The 21,574-nt window shown below is 68.5% G+C and carries 5 protein-coding genes; all 5 read left to right on the top strand.

What is annotated here, in order from left to right:
• Window positions 1-2: 2 nt before the first annotated feature.
• From fabD to OIK44_RS12535, 5 genes are read left to right on the top strand one after another with little or no spacing between them, the layout of a single operon-like run.
• Entirely contained in the window at window positions 3-2,321 is a 2,319-nt protein-coding gene (gene fabD, locus OIK44_RS12555) for an ACP S-malonyltransferase (RefSeq protein WP_273671096.1), read from the top strand.
• A gap of 6 nt (window positions 2,322-2,327) precedes the next feature.
• A complete protein-coding gene (locus tag OIK44_RS12550; RefSeq protein ID WP_273671095.1) occupies window positions 2,328-3,188 on the top strand; it encodes a 4'-phosphopantetheinyl transferase family protein in 861 nt (286 codons plus the stop codon).
• Window positions 3,185-4,165 (top strand): acyltransferase domain-containing protein, encoded by a 981-nt coding sequence (locus tag OIK44_RS12545; RefSeq protein ID WP_273671094.1) that lies wholly within the window; start codon window positions 3,185-3,187, stop codon window positions 4,163-4,165. Before OIK44_RS12550 ends, OIK44_RS12545 begins: the two co-directional genes overlap by 4 nt.
• A 5-nt stretch (window positions 4,166-4,170) precedes the next feature.
• Window positions 4,171-4,983, top strand: coding sequence for a metallophosphoesterase family protein (locus tag OIK44_RS12540; RefSeq protein ID WP_273671093.1), 813 nt, complete (start codon window positions 4,171-4,173; stop codon window positions 4,981-4,983).
• Between the two features lie 29 nt (window positions 4,984-5,012).
• Window positions 5,013-21,506 (top strand): amino acid adenylation domain-containing protein, encoded by a 16,494-nt coding sequence (locus OIK44_RS12535; protein WP_273671092.1) that lies wholly within the window; start codon window positions 5,013-5,015, stop codon window positions 21,504-21,506.
• The last annotated feature ends 68 nt before the right edge of the window (window positions 21,507-21,574 follow it).

Raw genomic sequence — 21,574 nt, 5'->3', positions numbered from 1 at the left:
AGATGAGCGGCATTCAACGAGAGGATGAGGGCGATTTCATGAAGGCGATTTTGTTTCCAGGTCAAGGTTCGCAGTTCCGCGGGATGGGGAAGGAGTTGTTTCCGCTATACCGGGAGATGACGGAAACGGCGTCGGATATACTCGGTTATTCGATCGAAAAGCTGTGCACGGAAGATCCCGACGGCAAGCTGAACCTGACGCAGTACACCCAGCCGGCGCTCTACGTCGTCAATGCGCTCGGCTACCGCAAGCGGCGCGACGAAGGCATGGCGCGGCCCGATTTCGTGGCCGGCCACAGCCTAGGCGAATACAATGCGCTGCTCGCCGCCGACGTGTTCGACTTCAAGACCGGCCTGCGGCTGGTGCAGCGGCGCGGCGAGCTGATGGGCGCGGCCAGGGAAGGCGGCATGGCCGCCGTGATCGGCATCGACGAGGCAAGCCTGGCCGCGCTGCTGAAGCAGCACCAGTTGACGTCGATCGACCTGGCCAATTTCAATACCCTGAGCCAGACCGTCATCGCCGGGCCGAAAGACGCGATCGCGCAGGCGGAGAAGCTGCTGACGGCGCAGCAGATCCGCTGCGCCGTGCTGAACGTCAGTGCCGCTTTTCACTCCCGCTATATGGAGGAGGCCAAGCAGGCGTTCGCGGCCTTCCTGCGGCAGTTCCGTTTCGATGCGCCGGGCATGCCGGTGATCGCCAATGTGTCCGCGCGGCCTTACCGCGACGGCGAGGCGGCCGACCTGCTGGCGCGCCAGATCAGCAGCCCGGTGCGCTGGACCGACACGGTGCGCTATCTGATGGGGGCCGGCGTCACCGAGTTCGTCGAGGTCGGCGCCACGGTGCTGACCCGGCTGGTCGAGGACATCCGCAAGACCGCCACGCCGCTGCTGGTGGCGCAAGCGCCGATACCGGCAGCCGCGCCGGCGGCGCCGGCGGCAAGCGGGGCGCGCCCGGCGCTGCTGGCGGAAAATCTGGGCAGCGCGCTCTTCCGCAAGCGCTTCGGCGTCAAGTATGCCTACATCGCCGGTGCGATGTATCGCGGCATCGCCGCGCCCAAGCTGGTGGTACGTATGGGCAAGGCCGGCCTGGTCGGTTTCTTCGGCACCGGCGGCCTGTCGTTCGCCGACATCGAAAAAGGCATACAGTATATCCAGGGCGAGCTGCGCAACGGCGAAGCCTACGGCCTCAATTTGCTGGCCAATTACGCCTATCCGGAACTGGAGCGGCAGACCGTCGACCTCTACCTGCGCTATAACGTGCGGCTGATCGAAGCGGCCGCCTTCATGCAGATGACGCCGGCGCTGGTGCTGTTCCGCCTCAAGGGCTTGAAACGGGGCAAGGACGGCCAGGTCGAGGGCCACCACCGCATCCTGGCCAAGGTGTCGCGGCCCGAGGTCGCCGAAGTCTTCCTGCGGCCGGCGCCGGAGCACATCGTCCAGCAGCTGTTGAAGGAAGGGCAGATCACCCTCGAACAGGCGGAACTGGCGAAGCGCGTGCCGGTGAGCGAGGACGTCTGCATCGAGGCCGACTCCGGCGGGCACACCGACGGCGGCATCCCGACCGTGCTGTTCCCGGCGATGCTGGCCCTGAAGCGTGCCATGGAGAAGCAATTCGCTTACGCCGAGCCGATCTGCATGGGGCTGGCCGGCGGGATAGGCACGCCCGAGGCGGCCGCCGCAGCCTTCATGATGGGCGCCGATTTCATCCTCACCGGCTCGATTAACCAGTGCACGGTCGACGCGGGCACCAGCGACGACGTCAAGACGCTGCTGCAGGACATCAATGTGCAGGACACAGACTACGCGCCGGCCGGCGACATGTTCGAAACGGGCGCCCAGGTTCAGGTGCTCAAGAAAGGGGTGTTCTTCCCGACCCGCGCCAACAAGCTGTTCTCGCTGTACCACCACCACGACAGCCTGGACGACCTGCCCGAGAAGACGAAAAAGCAGTTGCAGACGACGTATTTCAAGAAAACCTTCGAGGAAGTCTGGAACGATGTGCGCAAATACCTCGAAGGGCAGGGAATGCGGCACGAGATCGTCAAGGCCGAAGCGAACCCGAAACACAAGATGGCCCTGGTGTTCCGCTGGTACTTCGGCTACACCTCGCGGCTGGCGCTGGCCGGCAGCCAGGATGAACGGGTCAACTACCAGGTGCACACCGGGCCGGCGCTGGGCGCGTTCAACCAGTGGGTCAAGGGGACGCCGCTGGAGTCCTGGTCGAACCGCCACGCCGACGAAATCGGCAAGAAGCTGCTGACCGAGACTGCGGAGTACCTGAACCTCAGCCTGGACCGGCTGTTTCCGCTTGCGGCGGCCTGAGGCGCCATGATCGACGCGCTGATCCCGCCCGGCCCCCGCGGCAGCGTGACGGCGCAGGGGAGCGCGCCGGCCATGCCGCATGACGCACTGGGCCGGTTGGCGCTGCGTCCGGGCGCGGTCGACGTCTGGGTCGCCTTGACCGACGCGATGCCGGCCGAGCTGATGGCGCTGCTCAAGCGGGTGCTCAACGACGACGAGCGCTGCCAGCAGACGAAGTTCATGTTCGAGAAAGACCGGCGCCGTTATCTCCTCACCCGCGCGCTGGTCAGGTACGTGCTGTCGCGCTACGTGCCGCTCCAGCCCGCCGAGTGGCGCTTCGCCGCCACCTCCCACGGCCGTCCCTTCATCGTCAACCGGCACCCCGGCGTGCAGGGCTTGACCTTCAATATCTCGCATTCGGACCAGGTGGTGGTGCTCGGCGTGACGCGCGACAGCGCGCTCGGCATCGACGTCGAAGATTTGCAGCGCAACGTGCCGCTCGACATTGCCGAGAGCTTTTTCTCGGCCGCCGAAGTGCGGCAATTGCAGTCGACGGCGCCGGCCTTGCAGGCGCGGCGCTTCCTCGATTTCTGGACCCTGAAGGAAAGCTACATCAAGGCGCGCGGCAAGGGGCTGTCGCTGCCGCTGGAACAATTCGGCTTCGAATTGCGCGGCGAGCGGCAATTGCAGGCCCACTTCGATCCCTGCCTGGACGATGCGCCGGACAACTGGACCTTTTGGCAGTGGCATCCTAGTCCGGACAGCATCGCCGCGCTGTGCGTCGAAAACCGGCCGGGCATGGAAACCGCCATCACCGTGCGGCGCACCCTCCCTTTCGCCTGGGAAGAAAGCATGCGCTTCGAGGCGCTGCGGGCCTCATCGACATGAAAAGACAAACCGCCTTCCTGTTTTCCGGCCAGGGTTCCCAGTACTACCAGATGGGGCGCGGCCTGTATGAACAGAACCCGACATTCCGCTCCTGCATGGACAGGCTGGACCGGGTGGCGCATGCGCTGCTGGGCACCTCGGTGCTCCAGGCGCTATACGGGCCGCAGGGCAAGGCCGAACCGTTCGCTGAGCTCCGGCTGACCCATCCGGCCATTTTCATGCTCGAATTCGCCCTGGCGCGCAGCGTCATCGAACTCGGCGTCGAGCCCGATTGCACCGTGGGGGCGAGCCTGGGCACCTTCGCCGCGCTGGCGGTGGCCGGCTGCCTGCCGGCCGAAGAGGCGCTCGAACTGGTCATCCGGCAAGCGCTGGCGATCGAGGCGCACGCCGGCAAGGGGGGCATCATCGCCGTCCTGGCCGAGCCGCGGCTGTACGAGGATTCGGACTTCCTGCAGGCGCGCGCGGAGGTGGCGGGGCGCAATTTCGCCGCCCATTTCCTCCTTGCCGCGCCTGGCGACAACCTGCCCGCCATCGAAAGCTTCCTGGCCCGGGCCGGCGTCACCCACCAGCTTTTGCCGGTGCAATACCCGTTTCATGCGCGCTGGATCGAGCCCATCCGGGATGTCGTCATCGCGGCATCCGGGACCGGGCGCCTGCGGGCGACGGCAACGCCGGTGATCTGTTGCGCATCGGCCGGCATCGTCAAGGAATTTCCCGAACACTATTTCTGGCAGGTGGCGCGGGATGAAATCGGCTTCATGCGGACGATCGCGCAGATGGAGCAATCCGGGCCTTTCGATTACCTCGATCTGGGGCCGTCGGGCACCCTGGCCACATTCCTCAAGTACCTGTTGCCGAAGCAGTCGGCATCGCGCAGTTTTGCCGCCATGACGCCGTATGGGCGCGACGGCGAGTTGCTGGCCGCGGCGGTGGCGAACGTGCGTGCCGCCGGCGTGCCGGCGGCCATGGAAACCTAGCCGCGATGCGTGTCTTCGCCCTATCCGATATGCATGTCGATTTCGATCCCAATGCGCAATGGGTGGCGGCATTGTCGCGCAGCGACTATCAGGAAGACGTGCTGATCCTGGCCGGCGACATCTCGGACTCCATCGAACGATTCACGGAATGCCTGGATGCCTTTGCGCGGCGCTTCCGGAAAGTGTTTTTCGTACCCGGCAACCATGATTTATGGGTGGTGCGCGATTCGGCCCACATGAATTCGCTCGATAAATTCGAGCAGGTGAAGGCGGTTGTGCAGGGCTGCGGCGCCAGCATGGAGCCCGAGCTCATCGATGGCGTGGCGATCGTGCCCCTGTTCGGCTGGTATGACGGTTCGTTCGGCGAGCTGGGCGCGGAATTGCGCGCCGCCTGGATGGATTGCCGCGCCTGCCGCTGGCCGGCGGGCTGGTCCGAGTTGGAGATCACGCAACATTTCATCGGCCTGAACGAGGGGCGCCGTATCGGCAAGGGCAAGGTCACCATCTCGTTTTCACATTTCCTGCCGCGCATCGACCTGATGCCCGCCTTCATCCCTCCGCTCCACCGCAAGATTTATCCGGTGTTGGGCAGCAGCCGGCTGGAAGGGCTGATTCGGGAAATCCGCCCGGACATGCATGTGTATGGCCACAGCCACGTCAACCGCGACATCGTCATCGATGGCGTGAATTACATCAACAACGCGTTTGCTTATCCGCACGAAGAACGAATTGCCGCTAAGGCATTACGGTGCATATATCAAACCGGCTCGGCGCGGTCGCCGGCTTCGGGACCAAAGTTTTCACTCAGCGCTTATTAAACCGATCAATACTTTTACGGGAAAAGACTGTGTTGCTACATCAGCAGATTGAGTTACAAGCGGCCCATACCCCCGACGCCGTTGCCGTTCGTTACGCGGGTAAAGCGCTGACTTACGCCGAGCTGGACCGACACGCCAATCGCTGCGCCCGCTATCTGCGCGAACTTGGCGTCGGGCCGGACGTGATTGTCGGCCTGCTGATGGAGCGTTCGCTGGAGATGATGGTGGCCTTGCTGGGCATCCTGAAGGCCGGCGGCGCCTATTTGCCGCTGGACCCGGGCTATCCGCAGGCGCGGCTGGCGTTTGTGCTCGATGACGCCGGCGTCCCGGTCGTCATCACCGAGCCCGGCCTGGACGGCAAGCTCGGCCAGTTCGGCGGCACCGTGCTCGCCCTCGAACTCGGCAACGACGTGCTCGCCGGCTATGACGGCGCGGCGCTCGACGGCGTCAACCAGCCCGACGATCTGGCCTATGTGATCTATACCTCCGGCTCCACCGGCCAGCCGAAGGGGTGCATGTTGACGCACCGGGCGATCGTCAACCGGCTCGACTGGATGCAGGATATGTACCGGCTGGACGGCCGCGACCTGGTGCTGCAAAAGACGCCGTATACCTTCGACGTGTCGGTCTGGGAGTTCTTCTGGCCGCTGCTGGCCGGCGCCACGCTGGTGCTGGCCAAGCCGCAGGGGCACAAGGACAGCCACTATCTGACAAAGCTGATCCGCCAGGAAGGCGTTACGGTCTGCCATTTCGTGCCGTCGATGCTGAGGTTCTTCCTCGACGATCCGCAAGCGCCGCAATGCACCAGCCTGCGCCACGTGTTCACCAGCGGCGAGGCGCTGCCGTTCGAACTGGTGCGCCGCTTCAAGGAATTACTGCCGGCGCGCCTGCACAATCTGTATGGCCCGACGGAAGCGGCGGTCGACGTCAGCTACTGGGAATGTGAAATCCGCCCCGACCAGGTCGTGCCGATCGGCCGGGCGATCAGCAACATCGCGCTGCATGTGCTGGACGAGGCGCGGCGGCCTGTGGCGCGCGGGCAGGAGGGCGAGCTCCACATCGCCGGCGTCGGCCTCGCCCGCGGCTACCTGAACCGCCCCGAGCTGACCGCCGAACGCTTCGTGCCGAACCCGTTCGGCGAACCCGGCAGCCGGATGTACCGGACCGGCGACCGCGTGCGCGAGCTGGAGGACGGCAATATCGAATTTCTCGGCCGCGTGGATTTCCAGGTGAAGCTGCGCGGCCTGCGCATCGAACTGGGCGAAGTCGAGGCGACGCTGCGCGCCTTTCCCGGCGTGGGCGAGGCCGTTGTGCTGGTGCGCGGCGAAGCGGACGGCGACCCGAAACTGGTCGCCTACCTGGCGTCGGCCGGCGCTGCGCCGGACTTCCGCGCGGTGCGCGATTTCGTCCGCCGCCAGCTGCCCGAGTATATGGTGCCGAGCGTCGTGGCGGTGCTGGAGCGGCTGCCGGTGACCACCCACGGCAAACTCGACCGCGATGCGCTGCCCTGGCCGGTGGCCAGCGGCGCCCAGTCTGCGGGGGAGGGCGCCGGCCCGGCCGCCGCCGCGCCGGCGCAGGACGGTGCCGCCGACGTGGGACGGCGGATCGCCGGCTTCCTCGCCGATCTGCTCAAGTGCGCGGCCGTGGCGGAGCAGGCCGACCTGTTCGACCTGGGCGCCACCTCGCTGACCTTGGTGCGCCTGGCCGAATGGCTGCGCCAGGAATACGGCGTCGACGTGCCGGTCGAGCAATTCCTCGACGCGCCCACGGTGCAGGCCATCGCCGCTTATGTGGCGCGGGCCGGAGGCGTTGCGCGGCAGGGCGGCGCCGTAGCGCCGGCGGTGGCCGTCGATGCCGCCGGGCTGGCCGGCCGCATCCGCGAGTTCATCGGCACCGTGCTCCTCTGCGACGGCCTGACCGACGACGCCGATCTGTTCGACCTGGGCGCGACGTCGCTCAGTCTGATCCGCGTGGCCGAGTGGATACGCCAGGAATACGGCATCGAGGTGCCGGTGGACGTGTTCCTGGACGCGCCCAGCGTGCGCGGCATTGTCGGCCACCTGATCGGCAAGGGCGTCGTCGAGGCAGCGCCGCCAAGCCGCGCCGAAGCCGCGGCGGCTGCGGCGCCTCCGCCGATTGCCGGGCAAACGATTGCCTTGCCGACGGCCGGCATCCGCGCGACGGCCTACCTGCCGCCGCTGCCGCAGCGTTTCGCGGCGAAGCCTGTCGACTTTGCCGCCTTCGGCGCCTGGATGATGCTGCTGGCCGCGCAGGAGAAGGATGGCCGGCTTTGCTATCTGCATCCGTCCGGCGGCGGCCTGAACGCCGTGCGGACCTACGTCGCGGTCAAGCCGGAGGCGGTGTCGGGCCTGGCCGGCGGCGTCTACTACTTCCACCCGGTCGCGCACGCGCTGTACCGCGTCGGCGACGTGGCCGGCCTGTCCCGCACGGCTTTCGGCGCCGGCGACCGGACGGCATTCGACAGCGCCGCGCTGGCGGTCTTTTTCGTTGCCGCGCTCGATGCCATCGTGCCCGTTTACCGCGAACACACCGGCACGCTGGTCAGCGTCGAGGCCGGCTACATGGGGCAGTTGCTGTTGAGCCGGCAGGGGGCTTACGCCCTGGCGGCGCGGCCGGTCGGGCGGGTCGATTGCACGGGGCTTCAGGCCGCCTTCGGCCTGGCCGACAGCGAACGCGTCGTCCACTGCCTGCTGGCCGGGGCGGCGCCGGCCGGGATGGCCGGCGAGCCGGCTGAAATCGGCCGCGATTGGGCGCCGGCCACGGGCGGCGCCATGCTCAGCCACCGCGCCCTGCGGGAGGCGGCGGCGCAGGCGCCACTGTCCAAGGAGGCGATGGACTTGCTGCACGACGAGCGGCGCCATCTGCGCGACGTGTCCGGCCTGACGGTGGCCCGCCGGCTCGACGCCGGGGTGTTTACCTGGGACGACTACCGTCTGCGCGCCTGTCAGCGCGCCTATGAATCGGCGGCGCTGCCGCTGCAGGCGCTGGGCGGCTTGCTGACGCTGTGCCGGCCGCGGCCGGATGGCGGCGGGGCCTGCCTGTTCGGCTCGCCGGCGGCCCGGTCCGGCTGGCAATTGTATCTCTACGTCCGCGCCGGCCGCGTCGAAGGGCTGGCCGAAGGCAGTTACCGCTACGACGAGGCCAGCCACGCGCTGCTCCGCTGCGGCGATCTGGCCGACGCGGCGATGGCGCAGGGCTATTCGCCCTACAACCGCAAGCACTACAAGAACGCCGCGTTCTGCCTGTTCATGGTGGCCCGGCCGGCCGCCGGCCGCAACGGGGACGAGGGCGAGGCCCTGCACCTGCCGCTGCTGGAGGCCGGCTATCTCGGCCAGTTGCTGATGGAGGCCCAGGCCGAGTTCGGCCTGGGGCTGTGTCCGATCGGCGGCATGCGCTTCGAGCTGGTGCGCGCCAGCATGCAACTGGGCGAGGACGCGCAGTTGCTGCATAGTTTCACCGGCGGCATGTTCCACCAGGAGATACCGGCCGGCCGGCGGCGTCTGCTTGAGCCTGCCGGCACGGCGCCGGTGCGCCAGGAGCGGGCCGGGGCGCTGGCGATCGTCGGGCTGAGCGGCCGTTATCCGGGCGCCGAGGGACTCGACGCGTACTGGGATAATTTGCAAGCGGGCGTCAGCAGCGTCGCGCCGATGCCGGCCGCGCGGCGCGCCTTGCTGGCGCGCGATGAGGCGCCGGCTATCCGCGCTGGCGGCTATCTGGCGCAGATCGATCGTTTCGACAGCCTGCTGTTCGGCATTTCGCCGGTCGAGGCGCGCGCCCTCGATCCGCAGGAGCGGTTGTTGCTGGAAAGCGTATGGGCCTGCCTGGAAGACGCCGGCTACACGGCCGAGTCCCTGCTGCGCGAGAGCCCGCGGGTCGGGGTGTTCGTCGGCGCGATGTGGAACGACTACCAGAGCCACGGCGTGGAGGTCTGGGCCGGGCAGGGCCGCGTCGAGGAGTTTTCGCACCACGCGTCGCTGGCCAACCGCATCTCCTATCTGTTCGATTTTTCCGGGCCCAGCGTGGCGATCAATACCTCGTGCTCGTCCGCCATGACCGCGCTGCATCTGGCCTGCGAGAGCATCCGGCGCGGCGAGTGCGACGCGGCCGTGGTCGGCGGCGTCAACCTGGTGTCGCACGCCTACCACGCGCGGCTGCTCGAAACGATCGACTTCCTCTCGAAGGAAGAGGCGTGCCGGCCGTTTTCGGCGCAGGCCAACGGCTGGGTCCTGGGCGAAGGCGTCGGCGCGGTGCTGCTCAAGCCGGTCGATGCCGCCGTGCGCGGGCGCGACCATGTCTACGCCGTCGTGCGCGGCAGCGCGATCGGCCACAGCGGCCGGACCATGCGTTTCGGCGCACCCAGCGCGCAGCGGCAGGAACGGACCATCCGGGAGGCGCTGGCGCATGCCGGGCTGGCGCCGGACGACATCGATTACGTCGAAGCGGCGGCGAGCGGCGCCGGCATGGCCGATGCCGTCGAAATGAGCGCCGTGAAGGCGGTCTTCGCGGGGCGCCGGGCGGACGCGCCCTGCCGCGTCGGCACGGTCAAGGCCAATGTCGGGCACCTGGAATCGGCGTCGGTGCTGTCGCAGTTGACCAAGGTGCTCTACCAGTTGCGGCATCGGCTGCTGGCGCCGTCGCTGAACAGCCGGCCGCGCAATCCCTTGATTGCGCTCGACGGCAGCGGCTTGAGCATCGTCGAGGAATTGACGCCGTGGTCGCCGGCCGAGGCCGGCACGCCGCTGCGCGCGCTGATCAACGTGGTCGGCGCGGCCGGCTCGGAGGGCCACCTGGTGCTGGAGGAGTACCCGAGCGGCAGGCGCAGCCCGGCCCCGCGCGCGCCGGCCATCGTGCCCGTTTCCGCCGCCACGGCCGCGCAGCTCAGGCAGCAGGTGCAAGACTTGCTCCAGTTCGTCGAGCGCGCTCCGGACACCAGCCTGGCGGACCTCGCCTTTACCCTGCAAGTGGGCCGCGTCGGCATGGCCGAGCGGCTCGCTTTCGTCGTCCCGGACCTCGGCGGACTGCGCGACGCCCTGGCGGCCTGTCTGGCCGCCGACGGGCTCGGCGGCACGGCGCGCCCGGACACCTGGCGCGGCCGTGCCGAACGGGGCGCGGAAGCGGCACCGGCCGGCGCAGACCTGGCTGCGCTGGCGCGGCACTTCGTCTGCGGCGGCGCCATCGACTGGCACGCGCTGCCCAGGGGCGATGCGCAACGGATTTCCTTGCCGACCTATCCATTCGAGCAGGTCAGCCATTGGATAGGCCGGGCGGCGGCCACGGACACGGCCGATGCGGTGCCGCCGGCTAAGGAGCAGGGCCGCGCCGACGCCCAGTCGGGCGCACAGTTGCGCGAGCGGATACTCGCTCATCTGCTGCGGCTGGTGGCCGGCGTCACCGAGGTGCCGGTGGCGCGCCTCGACGCCGACGCGCCGCTGGAGGGCTACGGCCTGACGTCGCTGATGATCCAGGCGCTCAACGGCAAGCTTGAGGAGGCGTTCGGCCCGTTGTCGAAGACGCTGCTGTTCGAAGTGCGCACGCTGCGTCAGCTGGCCGAGCATTTTTACGCGTACCACGGCGAGGCGGCGGGCCGGCGGTTCGGCGCCGCGCCGGCGGCGCCGCCGCAGCGAGCGGCGGCGCAAAGCCGCGGCGGCATCGCGCTTTCCGCTGCGCCGCAGGCCGGCGACGGCATCGCCATCGTCGGCCTGAGCGGCCGTTATCCGAAGGCCAATACGCTGCGGGCGTTCTGGGCGAACCTGAGCCAGGGCGTCGACTGCATCGGCGAGATTCCGCCGGAGCGGTGGCAGCATGGCCGCTATTACGATAGTGCCCGGGGCAAGCCGGGCAAGACCTACAGCAAATGGGGCGGCTTCATCGACGGCGTCGGCGAGTTCGATCCGATGTTCTTTGGGATGACGCCGCGCGAGGCGGCGCTGATCGACCCGCAGGAACGGCTGTTCCTGCAGACCGCCTGGCATGCGGTCGAGGACGCCGGCTACACGCGCGCGGGCCTGCGCAGCGTCCTGGGCCGCCGCGTCGGCGTGTTCGTCGGCGTGATGTACGGCGAATACCAGTTGTACCCGAGCCTGCCGGGCGGCCTTGCCACCAGCGCCACCTATGGAACTATCGCCAATCGCGTCTCCTACGTGCTGGACCTGTGCGGGCCGAGCATGGCGGTCGACACGTTGTGCTCGTCGTCGTTGACGGCGCTCCATCTGGCCTGCGAAAGCATCCGTCGCGGCGAATGCGCGGCGGCGATCGCGGGCGGTGTCAGCCTGTCGCTGCATCCGAACAAATACGCCACCCAGGCGCTGCTGGGCATGGCTGCCAGCGACGGCCGCTGCCGCAGTTTCGGCGAGGGGGGCGACGGCTTCGTGCCGGGAGAGGGCGTCGGCGCGGTGTTGCTCAAGCCGTTAGCGCAGGCCATTGCCGACGGCGACCATATCTACGGCGTGATCAAGGGCACGGCCGTCAATCACGGCGGGCGCACCAATGGCTTCACCGTGCCCGATCCGCGCGCCCAGGCCGAGCTGATCCGCACCGCCTTGAGCAACGCCGGCGTGGCGCCGCAGGCAGTCAGCTATATCGAGGCCCACGGCACCGGCACGGCGCTTGGCGATCCGATCGAAATCGCCGGGCTGGTGCAGGCTTTCGGCGCGCCTTGCGACGCGGCGCCGCACTGCGCGATCGGTTCGGCCAAGTCGAACATCGGGCACTGCGAGGCGGCGGCCGGCATCGCCGGGCTGACCAAGGTGCTGCTGCAGATGCAGCACCGCACCCTCGTCAAAAACCTGCACTGCGAGCAACTGAACCCCAATATCGACTTTTCCCGCACGCCGTTTGCCGTGCAGACGGCAACCGCGCCGTGGCCGCGGCCGCTTGTGCCGGGCGACGACGGCCCGCGCGAAAGCGCGCGCATCGCCGGGATTTCATCGTTCGGCGCCGGCGGCGCGAACGCCCACATCATTGTCGAGGAATACGAGGCGCCGGCGCGCAGCGCAGTGGCGGTGACGGCCGAACGGCCGGTCGCCATCGTGCTGTCGGCCAAGACGGCCGAGGCATTGCGCGAGCAGGCCGGCCAGTTGCGCGACGCGATCGCGGCGGGCGAACTCGGCGACGAACGTCTGGCCGATGCGGCCTACACGCTGCAGGTCGGCCGCGAGGCCATGGAGTGCCGGCTGGCCTGTCTGGCCGAGTCGGCGGCGGCGCTCGGCGCCAGGCTCGACGCCTGGCTCGGCGGCGCGCGCGACGTCGACGGCCTGCTGCTGGCAGAGACGCAGCGCAGCAAGCATGCGCTGGCGGCGTTCACGGCCGACGAGGACATGGCCCAGGCGATCGACGCCTGGATCGCCAAGGGCAAGCTGGCCAAGCTGCTGGAACTGTGGGTCAACGGTCTTGCCTTTGACTGGAATCGGCTGTACCAGGCGGATGGCGCAGACAAGCCGCAGCGTATCAGTCTGGCGCCGTACCCGTTCGCCCGCGAGCACTACTGGGTGCAAGCGCCGCCGGCCGATGTACCGGGCAGCGAGGGTGCAGGTATGGGTGCGCTGCATCCTCTGGTCCAGCGCAACACCTCGGACCTGCTGGAGCAGCGCTACAGCAGCCATCTGAGCGGCGTGGAATTCTGCGTGGCCGGCCACGTGCTCCATGGCCGCCCGGTGCTGGCCGCCGCCGCTTACCTGGAGATGGCGAGGGAAGCGCTGGCGCAAGCCGGCGCGGTCGAAGCCGGCGCCGCGCTGCGCTTGCTGGACGTCGCCTGGCAGAAACCGTTGCCGGCGCCGGCGCAGGTGCACATCGGCCTGTACCCGGAGGCCGACGGCCGGATCGCCGTCGAAATCTATAGCGGCGAGGACGAGGTGCATTGCGTGGCGGTGGCCGAGGCCATGGCGGCCGAGGCCGCGCAAGCGCTCGACCTCGACGCGCTGCGGGCGCGCTGCGGCCAGTCCGTCCAGTCCGGCGCCGACTGTTATGCCCGTCTTGCCGCGCAGGGACTGGCTTACGGACCGGCGTTGCAGGCGATCGAGAGCGTCTACAGCGGCGACGGCCTGCTGCTGGCCCGGCTGCAACTGCCGGCAAGCGCCGTGGCGAGCGAAGCGGATTATGGTTTGCATCCGAGCCTGCTGGAAGCGCTGTGGCCGGCGGCGGCGCTGCTGGCCGGCGAGCCGGGGGCGGCTGTGCCGTCGGGCGCGGACAGGGTCGAGATCAGCGGCCGTTGTTCCCCGCAAATGTGGGCGGTGGTGCAAGCCCATGCGGGAGACGCGGCGCAGCGCTTCGACGTCGCATTGTGCGACGACCGTGGCGTTGTCTGCGTGCGTTTCCAGGGACTGGCCCTGGCGGCGGCAGAGAGCCGGGCGGGCGAAGGCGGCGTGCTGCTGTTGCGCCCGGAGTGGCAGGACAAGGCGGCAGCCGTAACCATCGCGCCCGATTACCAGCGGCAGGTGGTCATGCTATGCGGCGTGGGCGTCGCGGCGCCGGCCTTGCGGGAACGCGGCGGCGCAATCGATTACACGGAATGCGAAGCCGGCGAGAACCTGGCTGCGGACTTCAGCCAGGCGGTGCAGCAGTTGTGCGGCGCCTTGCGGGAGCTGTTGCAGGCGGTGCCGGCGGGGCCGCTGCTGGTGCAGGTCGTGGTGCCGGCCGATGGCCCGCGGCAGCCGCTGGCGGCGCTGGCCGGCGTGTTGCGGTGCGCCCGGCGCGAGCAGCCCGGTCTGGTTGGCCAGTTGATTGCGGTCGGTGAAGGTGAGAGCGATGTCAGTCTGGCGGCCAAGTTGCGCGAGAACGCCAGTTGTCCGGAGGCGACGCAGATCCGTTATCTGGACGGCCAGCGGCAGGTCGCGGCGTGGCGGGAACTGGCCGCCGAGCCGGACGCATTGATTCCATGGAAGCGCGACGGTGTCTACCTGATTACCGGCGGGCTGGGCGGGCTGGGTCGGGTGTTCGCCGGGGAGATCGCCCAGCGGGCGCCGGGCGCAACGCTGGTGCTGACCGGGCGGCGCGCCCTCGACAACGCCGGCCGTGAGCAGTTGCGGACGCTGGAAGCGGCCGGCGCGAAGGTCGCCTACCACGCGGTGGACGTCGCCGACCGGGCGGCGGTATCGCAGTTGCTGCGGCAAGTCCGGGAGGCGCACGGCGGCCTGCACGGCATCGTCCATGCTGCCGGCGTGTTCGAGGAAGGTTTCCTGCTGCGGAAAAGCGCTGCCAGGATTGGCGCCGTGCTGGCGCCGAAGGTGACGGGGCTGGTCAATCTGGACGAGGCCAGCCGCGAGTTCGACCTGGACTACTTGATCTGCTTCTCGTCGATCAGCGTGCTGGGCAGCCCCGGCCTGGCCGATTACGCGGCCGGCAACGGCTTCATGGATGCCTACGTACACCACCGCAATGCGCTGGCCGCGCAGGGACTGCGCAAAGGCCGGGCGGTGGCGCTCAACTGGCCGTCGTGGAAGGCCGGCGGCATGCCCTTGGACGCGGCCGGCGAACGCTGGATCGAACAGCGGACCGGCCTGCAGGCCCTGGCGACCCAAGCCGGCATCGGTGCGCTGTACCGGGTGCTCGGCGCCGGTCTGGCGCAGGCGATGGCGCTGCAGGGCAATGCCGAGCGGATTCGCCGGCAGTTCCTCGACAGGCTGGATGCGGCAGCGCCGGCCGCCGTGGCGACGGCCCCGGCCCCGGCGGCGCTGGCGCCGGTAGTCGAAGCGGGCGCGTCGCGCCTGCAGGACCGGGCCGTGCATTACTTTACGAAATTGCTGGCATCCGTGTTCAAGCTGCCGATGGCCCGGCTCGAAGCCGACGCGCCGCTGGAGCGCTATGGCATCGACTCGATCCTGGTCACGCAGCTGACGCTGGAGCTGGAGCGGGCCTTCGGGGCGTTGCCGAAGACATTGTTCTTCGAGTATCAGACGATTGCCGCATTGACCGGCTACTTCCTGGCGCAACACCGCGCCCGTCTGGTCGAGCTGCTGGGGGGCGAGCAGACGGCGCCCACCGGCGTCTTGCCGGCAGCGGCGCAGCCGCCGGCGCGTCCGCCGCAGCCGGCCGTTCCGGTCCGCGCGCGGCGCCGCTTTGCAGCGGCGCAAGCAGCCGGGGCAGACGCCAGGAGCGCGCCGGCGCGCCAGGATATCGCCATCGTCGGCGTCGCCGGCCGCTATCCCCAGGCGCGCGATCTGCAGGCGCTGTGGGCAAGCCTGCGCAATGGCGAGGACCACATCACCGAAGTCCCGCCGGAGCGCTGGGACCATAGCCGCTACTTCGATCCCGACAAGAACCGGGCCGGCTCCACGTATGCCAAGTGGGGGGGCTTCATCGATGGCGTCGACGAGTTCGACGCGCAATTTTTCGGCATTTCGCCGCGCGAAGCCGAGGTGATGGACCCGCAGGAGCGCTTGTTCCTGGAGTGCGTGTATGCGGTGCTGGAAGACGCCGGCTATACCCGCGAGACGCTGGGCCAGCAGACCGGCGGCAAGGTTGGCGTCTACGCCGGCGTGGGCATCGAGGAATACAAACTGTTCGGCGCAGAACTGCAGGCCCGCGGCCATCACATCGGCGTGTCGGGCAGCCCGGCTTCGATCGCCAACCGGGTTTCGTACTTCTGCAATTTCCATGGCCCGAGCATGATGATCGACACCATGTGCTCGGCGTCGTTGACGGCACTGCATCTGGCGTGCGAAAGCCTGCGCAACGGCAGTTGCGCGGCGGCCATTGCCGGCGGGGTGAACCTGAATATCCATCCGAACAAGTACCTGTTGCTGGCGCAGGGCAAGTTCGCTTCGAGCAAGGGCCGCTGCGAAAGTTTTGGCGAGGGCGGCGACGGCTACGTGCCGGCCGAGGGGGTCGGGGCGGTGCTGTTGAAACCGCTGGAACAGGCCATTGCCGACGGCGACCACGTGTATGCCGTGATCAAGGCGGTGACGGTCAACCACGGCGGCAAGACCAACGGCTACACGGTGCCGAACCCGCACGCGCAGGCCGACGTGGTCGCCCGCGCGCTGCGGGAGGCGGGCGTCGATCCGCGCACCGTTAGCTACCTGGAGGCGCACGGCACCGGCACCTCGCTCGGCGACCCGATCGAAATCGCCGGCCTGAGCAAGGCGTTCGGCGCCTCGACGCAGGACCGCCAGTTCTGCGCGATCGGCTCGATCAAGTCGAACATCGGCCACTGCGAAGCGGCGGCGGGCATTGCCGGCATCACCAAGGTGCTGCTGCAACTGAAGCATGGCGAACTGGTGCCCAGCCTGCACGCGGAAACCCTGAATCCTCACATCGATTTCGCGGCCACGCCGTTCGTCGTGCAGCGCCAGTTGGCGGTGTGGCGGCGGCCGGTGGTCGAGGTCGACGGCCGCAGCGTCGAGTTCCCGCGCCGCGCCGGCGTGTCGGCGTTCGGCGCCGGTGGCGCGAACGCCCACGTGGTGATCGAGGAGTATCTGGCGCCCCAGCCTGCGGAGGCAGTGCAGCCAGGCGGCGCCCAGCCGGCGCTGGTGGTGCTGTCGGCCCGGAATGCCGAGCGCTTGCAGGAACGCGTGCGGCAGCTGCTCGCTGCCGTCGCGGACGAGGACTGCGGCGATGCGCTGCTGGCGGACCTCGCCTACACGCTGCAGGTGGGGCGCGAGGCGATGGACGAGCGGCTGGCGCTGCAGGTGTGCTCGATGGCCGGACTCAGGGAAAAGCTGAGGGCCTATCTGGCCGGCGACGAGGGAATCGAAGATTTGTACAGCGGCCAGGTCAAACGCAACAAGGAAGCGCTGGCCGCCTTCACCGCCGACGAGGATCTGGCGGGAGCGGTCGATGCGTGGATCGCCAAGGGCAAGCTGCACAAGCTGCTCGACTTGTGGGTCAAGGGGCTGGCGTTCGACTGGAATAAATTGCCCGGTGCGCAGAAACGGCGGCGTGTCAGCCTGCCGACCTATCCGTTCGCCCGCGAGCGCCATTGGGTGCCGCTGCCTGAGGGACAGGCCGACGCGCAGGCCGCTGCTCAGCCGGCGCCATCGGCGCTGCTGCACCCGCTGGTGCACCGCAACACCTCGCGCATGGGAGAGCAGCGGTTTAGCAGCCGTCTGAGCGGCAATGAGTTTTTCCTGGCCGAACATGTCGTGCAAGGGAAGCGGGTGCTGCCGGGCGTGGCCTATCTGGAGATGGCGCGCGAAGCGCTGGTGCAGGCGGAAGCGTTCGAGACTGCGGCAAGCGGCGTGCGGCTGAGGAATGTGGTCTGGTCCCGGCCGGTGATCGTCGACGACGCGCCGGTCGACGTGCACATCGGGCTGTATGCGGAAGCGGACGGCCGGATCGGCTATGAGGTCTACAGCGGCGAGGGCGATGTGCACAGCCAGGGCCTGGCCGAGGCTGTCGGGAGCGCGCCGGAACGGCTCGACCTGGGCGCGCTTCAGGAGCAATGCAATCAGGCGCTGCTGGCAGGGGATGCCTGTTATGCCGGCTTTGCCACTATCGGGCTTGCCTATGGTCAGGCATTCCAGGCGATCGCGCGTATTCACGTCGGACAGGGCCAGGTACTGGCGCGCCTGGAGCTGCCTGAGGGCGCTGCATCGACCGCCAGCGGTTTCGTGCTGCACCCCGGTTTGCTTGACGCGGCGCTGCAGGCGGTGGTCGGCCTGGCCGATCCGCAGCAAAAAGCGGAATTGGTTCTGCCGTTCGGCGTCGAAAGCGTCGAGATTGTCGGGCGTTGCAGTCCGCGGATGTGGGCGCTGGTGAAGGCGAGCGGCGACAGCACGGCCCAGGTCCGCAAATACGACGTCACGCTGTGCGACGACGAGGGCGTGGTCGCGGTGCGGTTGCTGGGTTTCGCCGCGCGGGTGGTGGAAGGCCAGTTGGGCGCCGGCAGCGTGTTGCTGCTGCGCCCGGAATGGCGGCGGCAGGCGGCGCAGGGCGCCGCGCCGCAGTACCAGGAGCGCCATGCTGTGCTGTGCGGGGTGGGCGTTGCCGCGCCGGCCTTGCAGGAAAGGATGGACGGCGCGTCCTGCGTCGAGCTGGCGGCCGGGAACGATCTGGCGGCCGACTACGGCACTGCGGTGCAGCGGCTGTGCGCGGCGGTGCAGGCCATCCTGCAAGGCAAGCCGGCCGGGCCGGTGCTGCTGCAGGTGGTGGTGCCGGCCGAAGGGCCGCGCCAGGCGCTGGCCGGACTGGCCGGCTTGCTGAGGACGGCGCGGCAGGAGCAGCCGAAGCTGGTCGGTCAGTTGATCGCCGTCGGCTCGGGAGTGGACGCGGACGCTCTGGCGGCCATGCTGGCCGCGAATGCGGCCTGTCCGCAGGATGTGCTCATCCGCCATGTGGACGGCCAGCGCGAGGTGGCCGACTGGGAGGAAATGACGGCCGAAGCGGCGGCGCCGCCACCGTGGAAGGCCGACGGCGTGTATCTGCTCACCGGGGGACTGGGCGGCCTGGGACAGTTGTTCGCCAGGGAAATCGCGCGCCGGGCGCGCGGTGTCACGCTGGTGCTGACGGGGCGCCGGGAACTCGATGACGCCGGCCGCCAGCATGTGCGGGCGCTGGAAGCGCTGGGGGCGACGGTGGCCTACCGGGCGCTCGACGTGGCCGACGGGAAAGCCGTGCGCCAGCTGGTCTTGCAGGTGCGGGAAGAGTATCAGGGCTTGCACGGTATCGTGCACGCGGCCGGGGTGTTGCGCGACAGCCTGCTGTTGAAGAAGACGCCGGAAGAGGTCGACGCGGTGCTGGCGCCGAAGGTGGCGGGCCTGCTGCATCTGGACGAGGCGAGCCGCGACGTCGAGCTCGACTGGCTGATCTGCTTCTCGTCGACCAGTGCGGCATTGGGCAATGCCGGGCAGGCCGACTACGCGGCGGCGAACGGTTTCCTGGATAGTTACGCGCATTACCGCAACGGTTTGGCGGCGCAGGGGTTGCGGCATGGCCGGACGGTGTCGCTGAACTGGCCGCTGTGGAAGGAGGGCGGCATGCGGATGGACGCCGCCAGCGAAGCGCGGATCGCCCAGCTGACCGGCTTGACGGCGCTGGCCAGCGAGGCCGGCATCGAGGCGCTGTACGGCGTGCTGGGAGCCGGCGTCGGGCAGGCGATGGTGCTGCAGGGGGCGCCCGGCAAGCTCCGGCAGCGTCTGCTGGCCCAGCCGAAACCGGCATTCCTTGCCGACGCGGACGGCGTCGCGGCGGCAGGCGCCACCGCGCAGGCCGATGTCGACGCCAACCAGTTGCAGGAAAGAATCAGCCGGGTGCTGAAGGACGCCGTGTCGGCGCTGCTAAAGGTCAAGGCGGAAGACATCGACGGCGACGCCGAACTGAGCGAATTTGGCTTCGATTCCGTCACGCTGACGGAATTCGGCAACCGGCTGAACCAGGACTACCAGCTCGCGTTGACGCCGACGATCTTCTTCGAGCATCCGACGCTGAACAGCTTTGCCGCCTACCTGCGCATGGAACAGGGCGCGGTGTTCGCCGCCCGGCTGATGGGCGCGGCGCAAGCGCTGCCGGCGCCTGCGCCGGCAGCGGCGGCAATGGCGATGGCGCGTCCCGGAAGGCGCCACGCCGCGCCGGCGGCAGCGGTTCCGGTTCCGGCGCCGGCCCGCGAGGCGATCGCCATCATCGGCATGAGCGGCTGCTTCCCGATGGCGCATGACCTGGGGGAATTCTGGGACAACTTGCTTGCTAAAAAGGATTGCATCAGCGAGATTCCGGCCAGCCGCTGGGATTGGCGGAAAATCTACGGCGACCCGGCCACCGAGGAAAACACGAGCAACGTCAAATGGGGTGGTTTCATCGACGGCGTGGACGAGTTCGACCCGCTGTTCTTCGGCATTTCGCCGAAGGAAGCGGAGGTGATCGATCCGCAGCAGCGCCTGCTGATGACCCACGTCTGGAAGGCCATCGAGGACGCCGGCTACGCGGCCGGCAGCCTGTCGGGTTCCCGCACCGCGCTCTACGTGGGGACCGGCGCCACCGGCTATGGCAGTTTGCTGGCCCGGGCAAAGTTGCCGATCGAAGGCTATTCGGCGACCGGCGTGGTGCCGTCGGTGGGGCCGAACCGGATGAGCTACCTGCTCAATCTGCATGGACCCAGCGAGCCGGTGGAGACGGCTTGTTCGAGTTCCCTGGTGGCCTTGCGCAAGGGGGTGATGGCGATTGAAAACGGCGGCTGCGAGCTGGCGATCGTCGGCGGCATCAATACCCTGGTCACGCCGGAGGCGCATATCAGCTTCAGCAAGGCCGGCATGTTGTGTGAAGACGGCCGCTGCAAGACCTTCTCGGCGCAGGCCAACGGTTATGTGCGCGGCGAGGGTGTCGGCATGCTGGTGCTGAAGCGGCTCAGCGCCGCCGAACGCGACGGCGACCACATTTACGGCTTGATACGCGGCACAGCGGAAAACCACGGCGGCCGGGCCACCTCGCTGACGGCGCCGAATCCCAAGGCCCAGGCGGACTTGCTGAAAGAGGCTTACCAGGCCGCCGGCGTGGACCCGCGCAGCGTCGGTTACATCGAGGCGCACGGCACCGGCACGCCGCTTGGCGATCCGATCGAGGTGAACGGGCTGAAGATGGCGTTCAAGGCCCTGTACCAAGACGCGGGCGCGGCGGCGCCGGACGCGCCGCACTGCGCGCTGGGCTCGGTGAAGAGCAACATCGGCCACCTGGAACTCGCCGCCGGCGTGGCCGGGGTGATCAAGGTGCTGTTGCAGTTGCGCCACAAGACGCTGGTCGGCAGCCTGCATTGCGACGAGGTCAATCCCTATATCGACTTGCGGGACAGCCCCTTCTATCTGGTGCGGCAAAGCGGCGAGTGGCCGGCGCTGCGCGACGGGCGGGGGCGCGAATTGCCGCGGCGGGCGGGGGTGAGCTCGTTCGGATTCGGCGGCGTCAATGCGCACGTGGTGATCGAAGAGTACGTGGGCGTGGCCGATACGCGGCCACCGACGCCGGACGGTGCGGCGCTGGTGCTGCTGTCGGCGAAAAACGCCGAGCGGCTGCAGGAGCAGGCGCAGCAACTGCTGGCCGCGATCGAGGCCAATGGCTGGGGCGACGATAGGCTGGCCGAGCTGGCCTACACGCTGCAGGTGGGCCGCGAGGCCATGGAGGAGCGCCTGGCGCTGGTGGTGGATTCGATGGCGCAGCTGAAGGAGAGGCTGGCGGCCTTTGTCGCGGGCCAAAGCGGCATCGCCGATCTGTTCCGTGGCCAGGTCAAGCGCAACAAGGAGGCGCTGGCGGTCTTTAGCGCCGACGAGGAATTGCAGGAAGCCATAGCGAAATGGGTCGCGCGCAAGAAATTCGGGAAAGTGCTGGACCTGTGGGTGAAGGGGCTGGTGTTCGACTGGAAGGCGCTCTACGGGGAATACCGGCCGAAACGCATGGGCTTGCCAAGCTATCCCTTCGCCCGCGAGCGTTACTGGGTGCCGGAAACGGATGGGCATCTGCCCGCAGTGCGCAAGGCCCAGGCCAGTTTCGACGAAGCTTACTACATGGCCTTGCTGGACCGGGTAATGGAAGGCAGTGTGAGTGTGGAATCGGCCGTGCAGGACATCGACGCGCAATCGGATTAAAAATTGTGCCGCTACGCAATTGCCGAAAGACGGTAATTGCTTTAATTACTGACAATAGGCATTCGGTA

It is taken from the genome of Janthinobacterium fluminis (genome assembly GCF_028595325.1).
GTDB lineage: Bacteria > Pseudomonadota > Gammaproteobacteria > Burkholderiales > Burkholderiaceae_D > Janthinobacterium > Janthinobacterium fluminis.
This window is presented reverse-complemented; position numbering and strand designations above follow the sequence as displayed.

Bases quoted from the DNA above. Each gene is read 5' to 3' on its own strand.
- fabD (WP_273671096.1), top strand. From the start codon at position 3: ATGAGCGGCATTCAACGAGAGGATGAGGGCGATTTCATGAAGGCGATT.
- OIK44_RS12550 (WP_273671095.1), top strand. From the start codon at position 2,328: ATGATCGACGCGCTGATCCCGCCCGGCCCCCGCGGCAGCGTGACGGCG.
- OIK44_RS12545 (WP_273671094.1), top strand. From the start codon at position 3,185: ATGAAAAGACAAACCGCCTTCCTGTTTTCCGGCCAGGGTTCCCAGTAC.
- OIK44_RS12540 (WP_273671093.1), top strand. From the start codon at position 4,171: ATGCGTGTCTTCGCCCTATCCGATATGCATGTCGATTTCGATCCCAAT.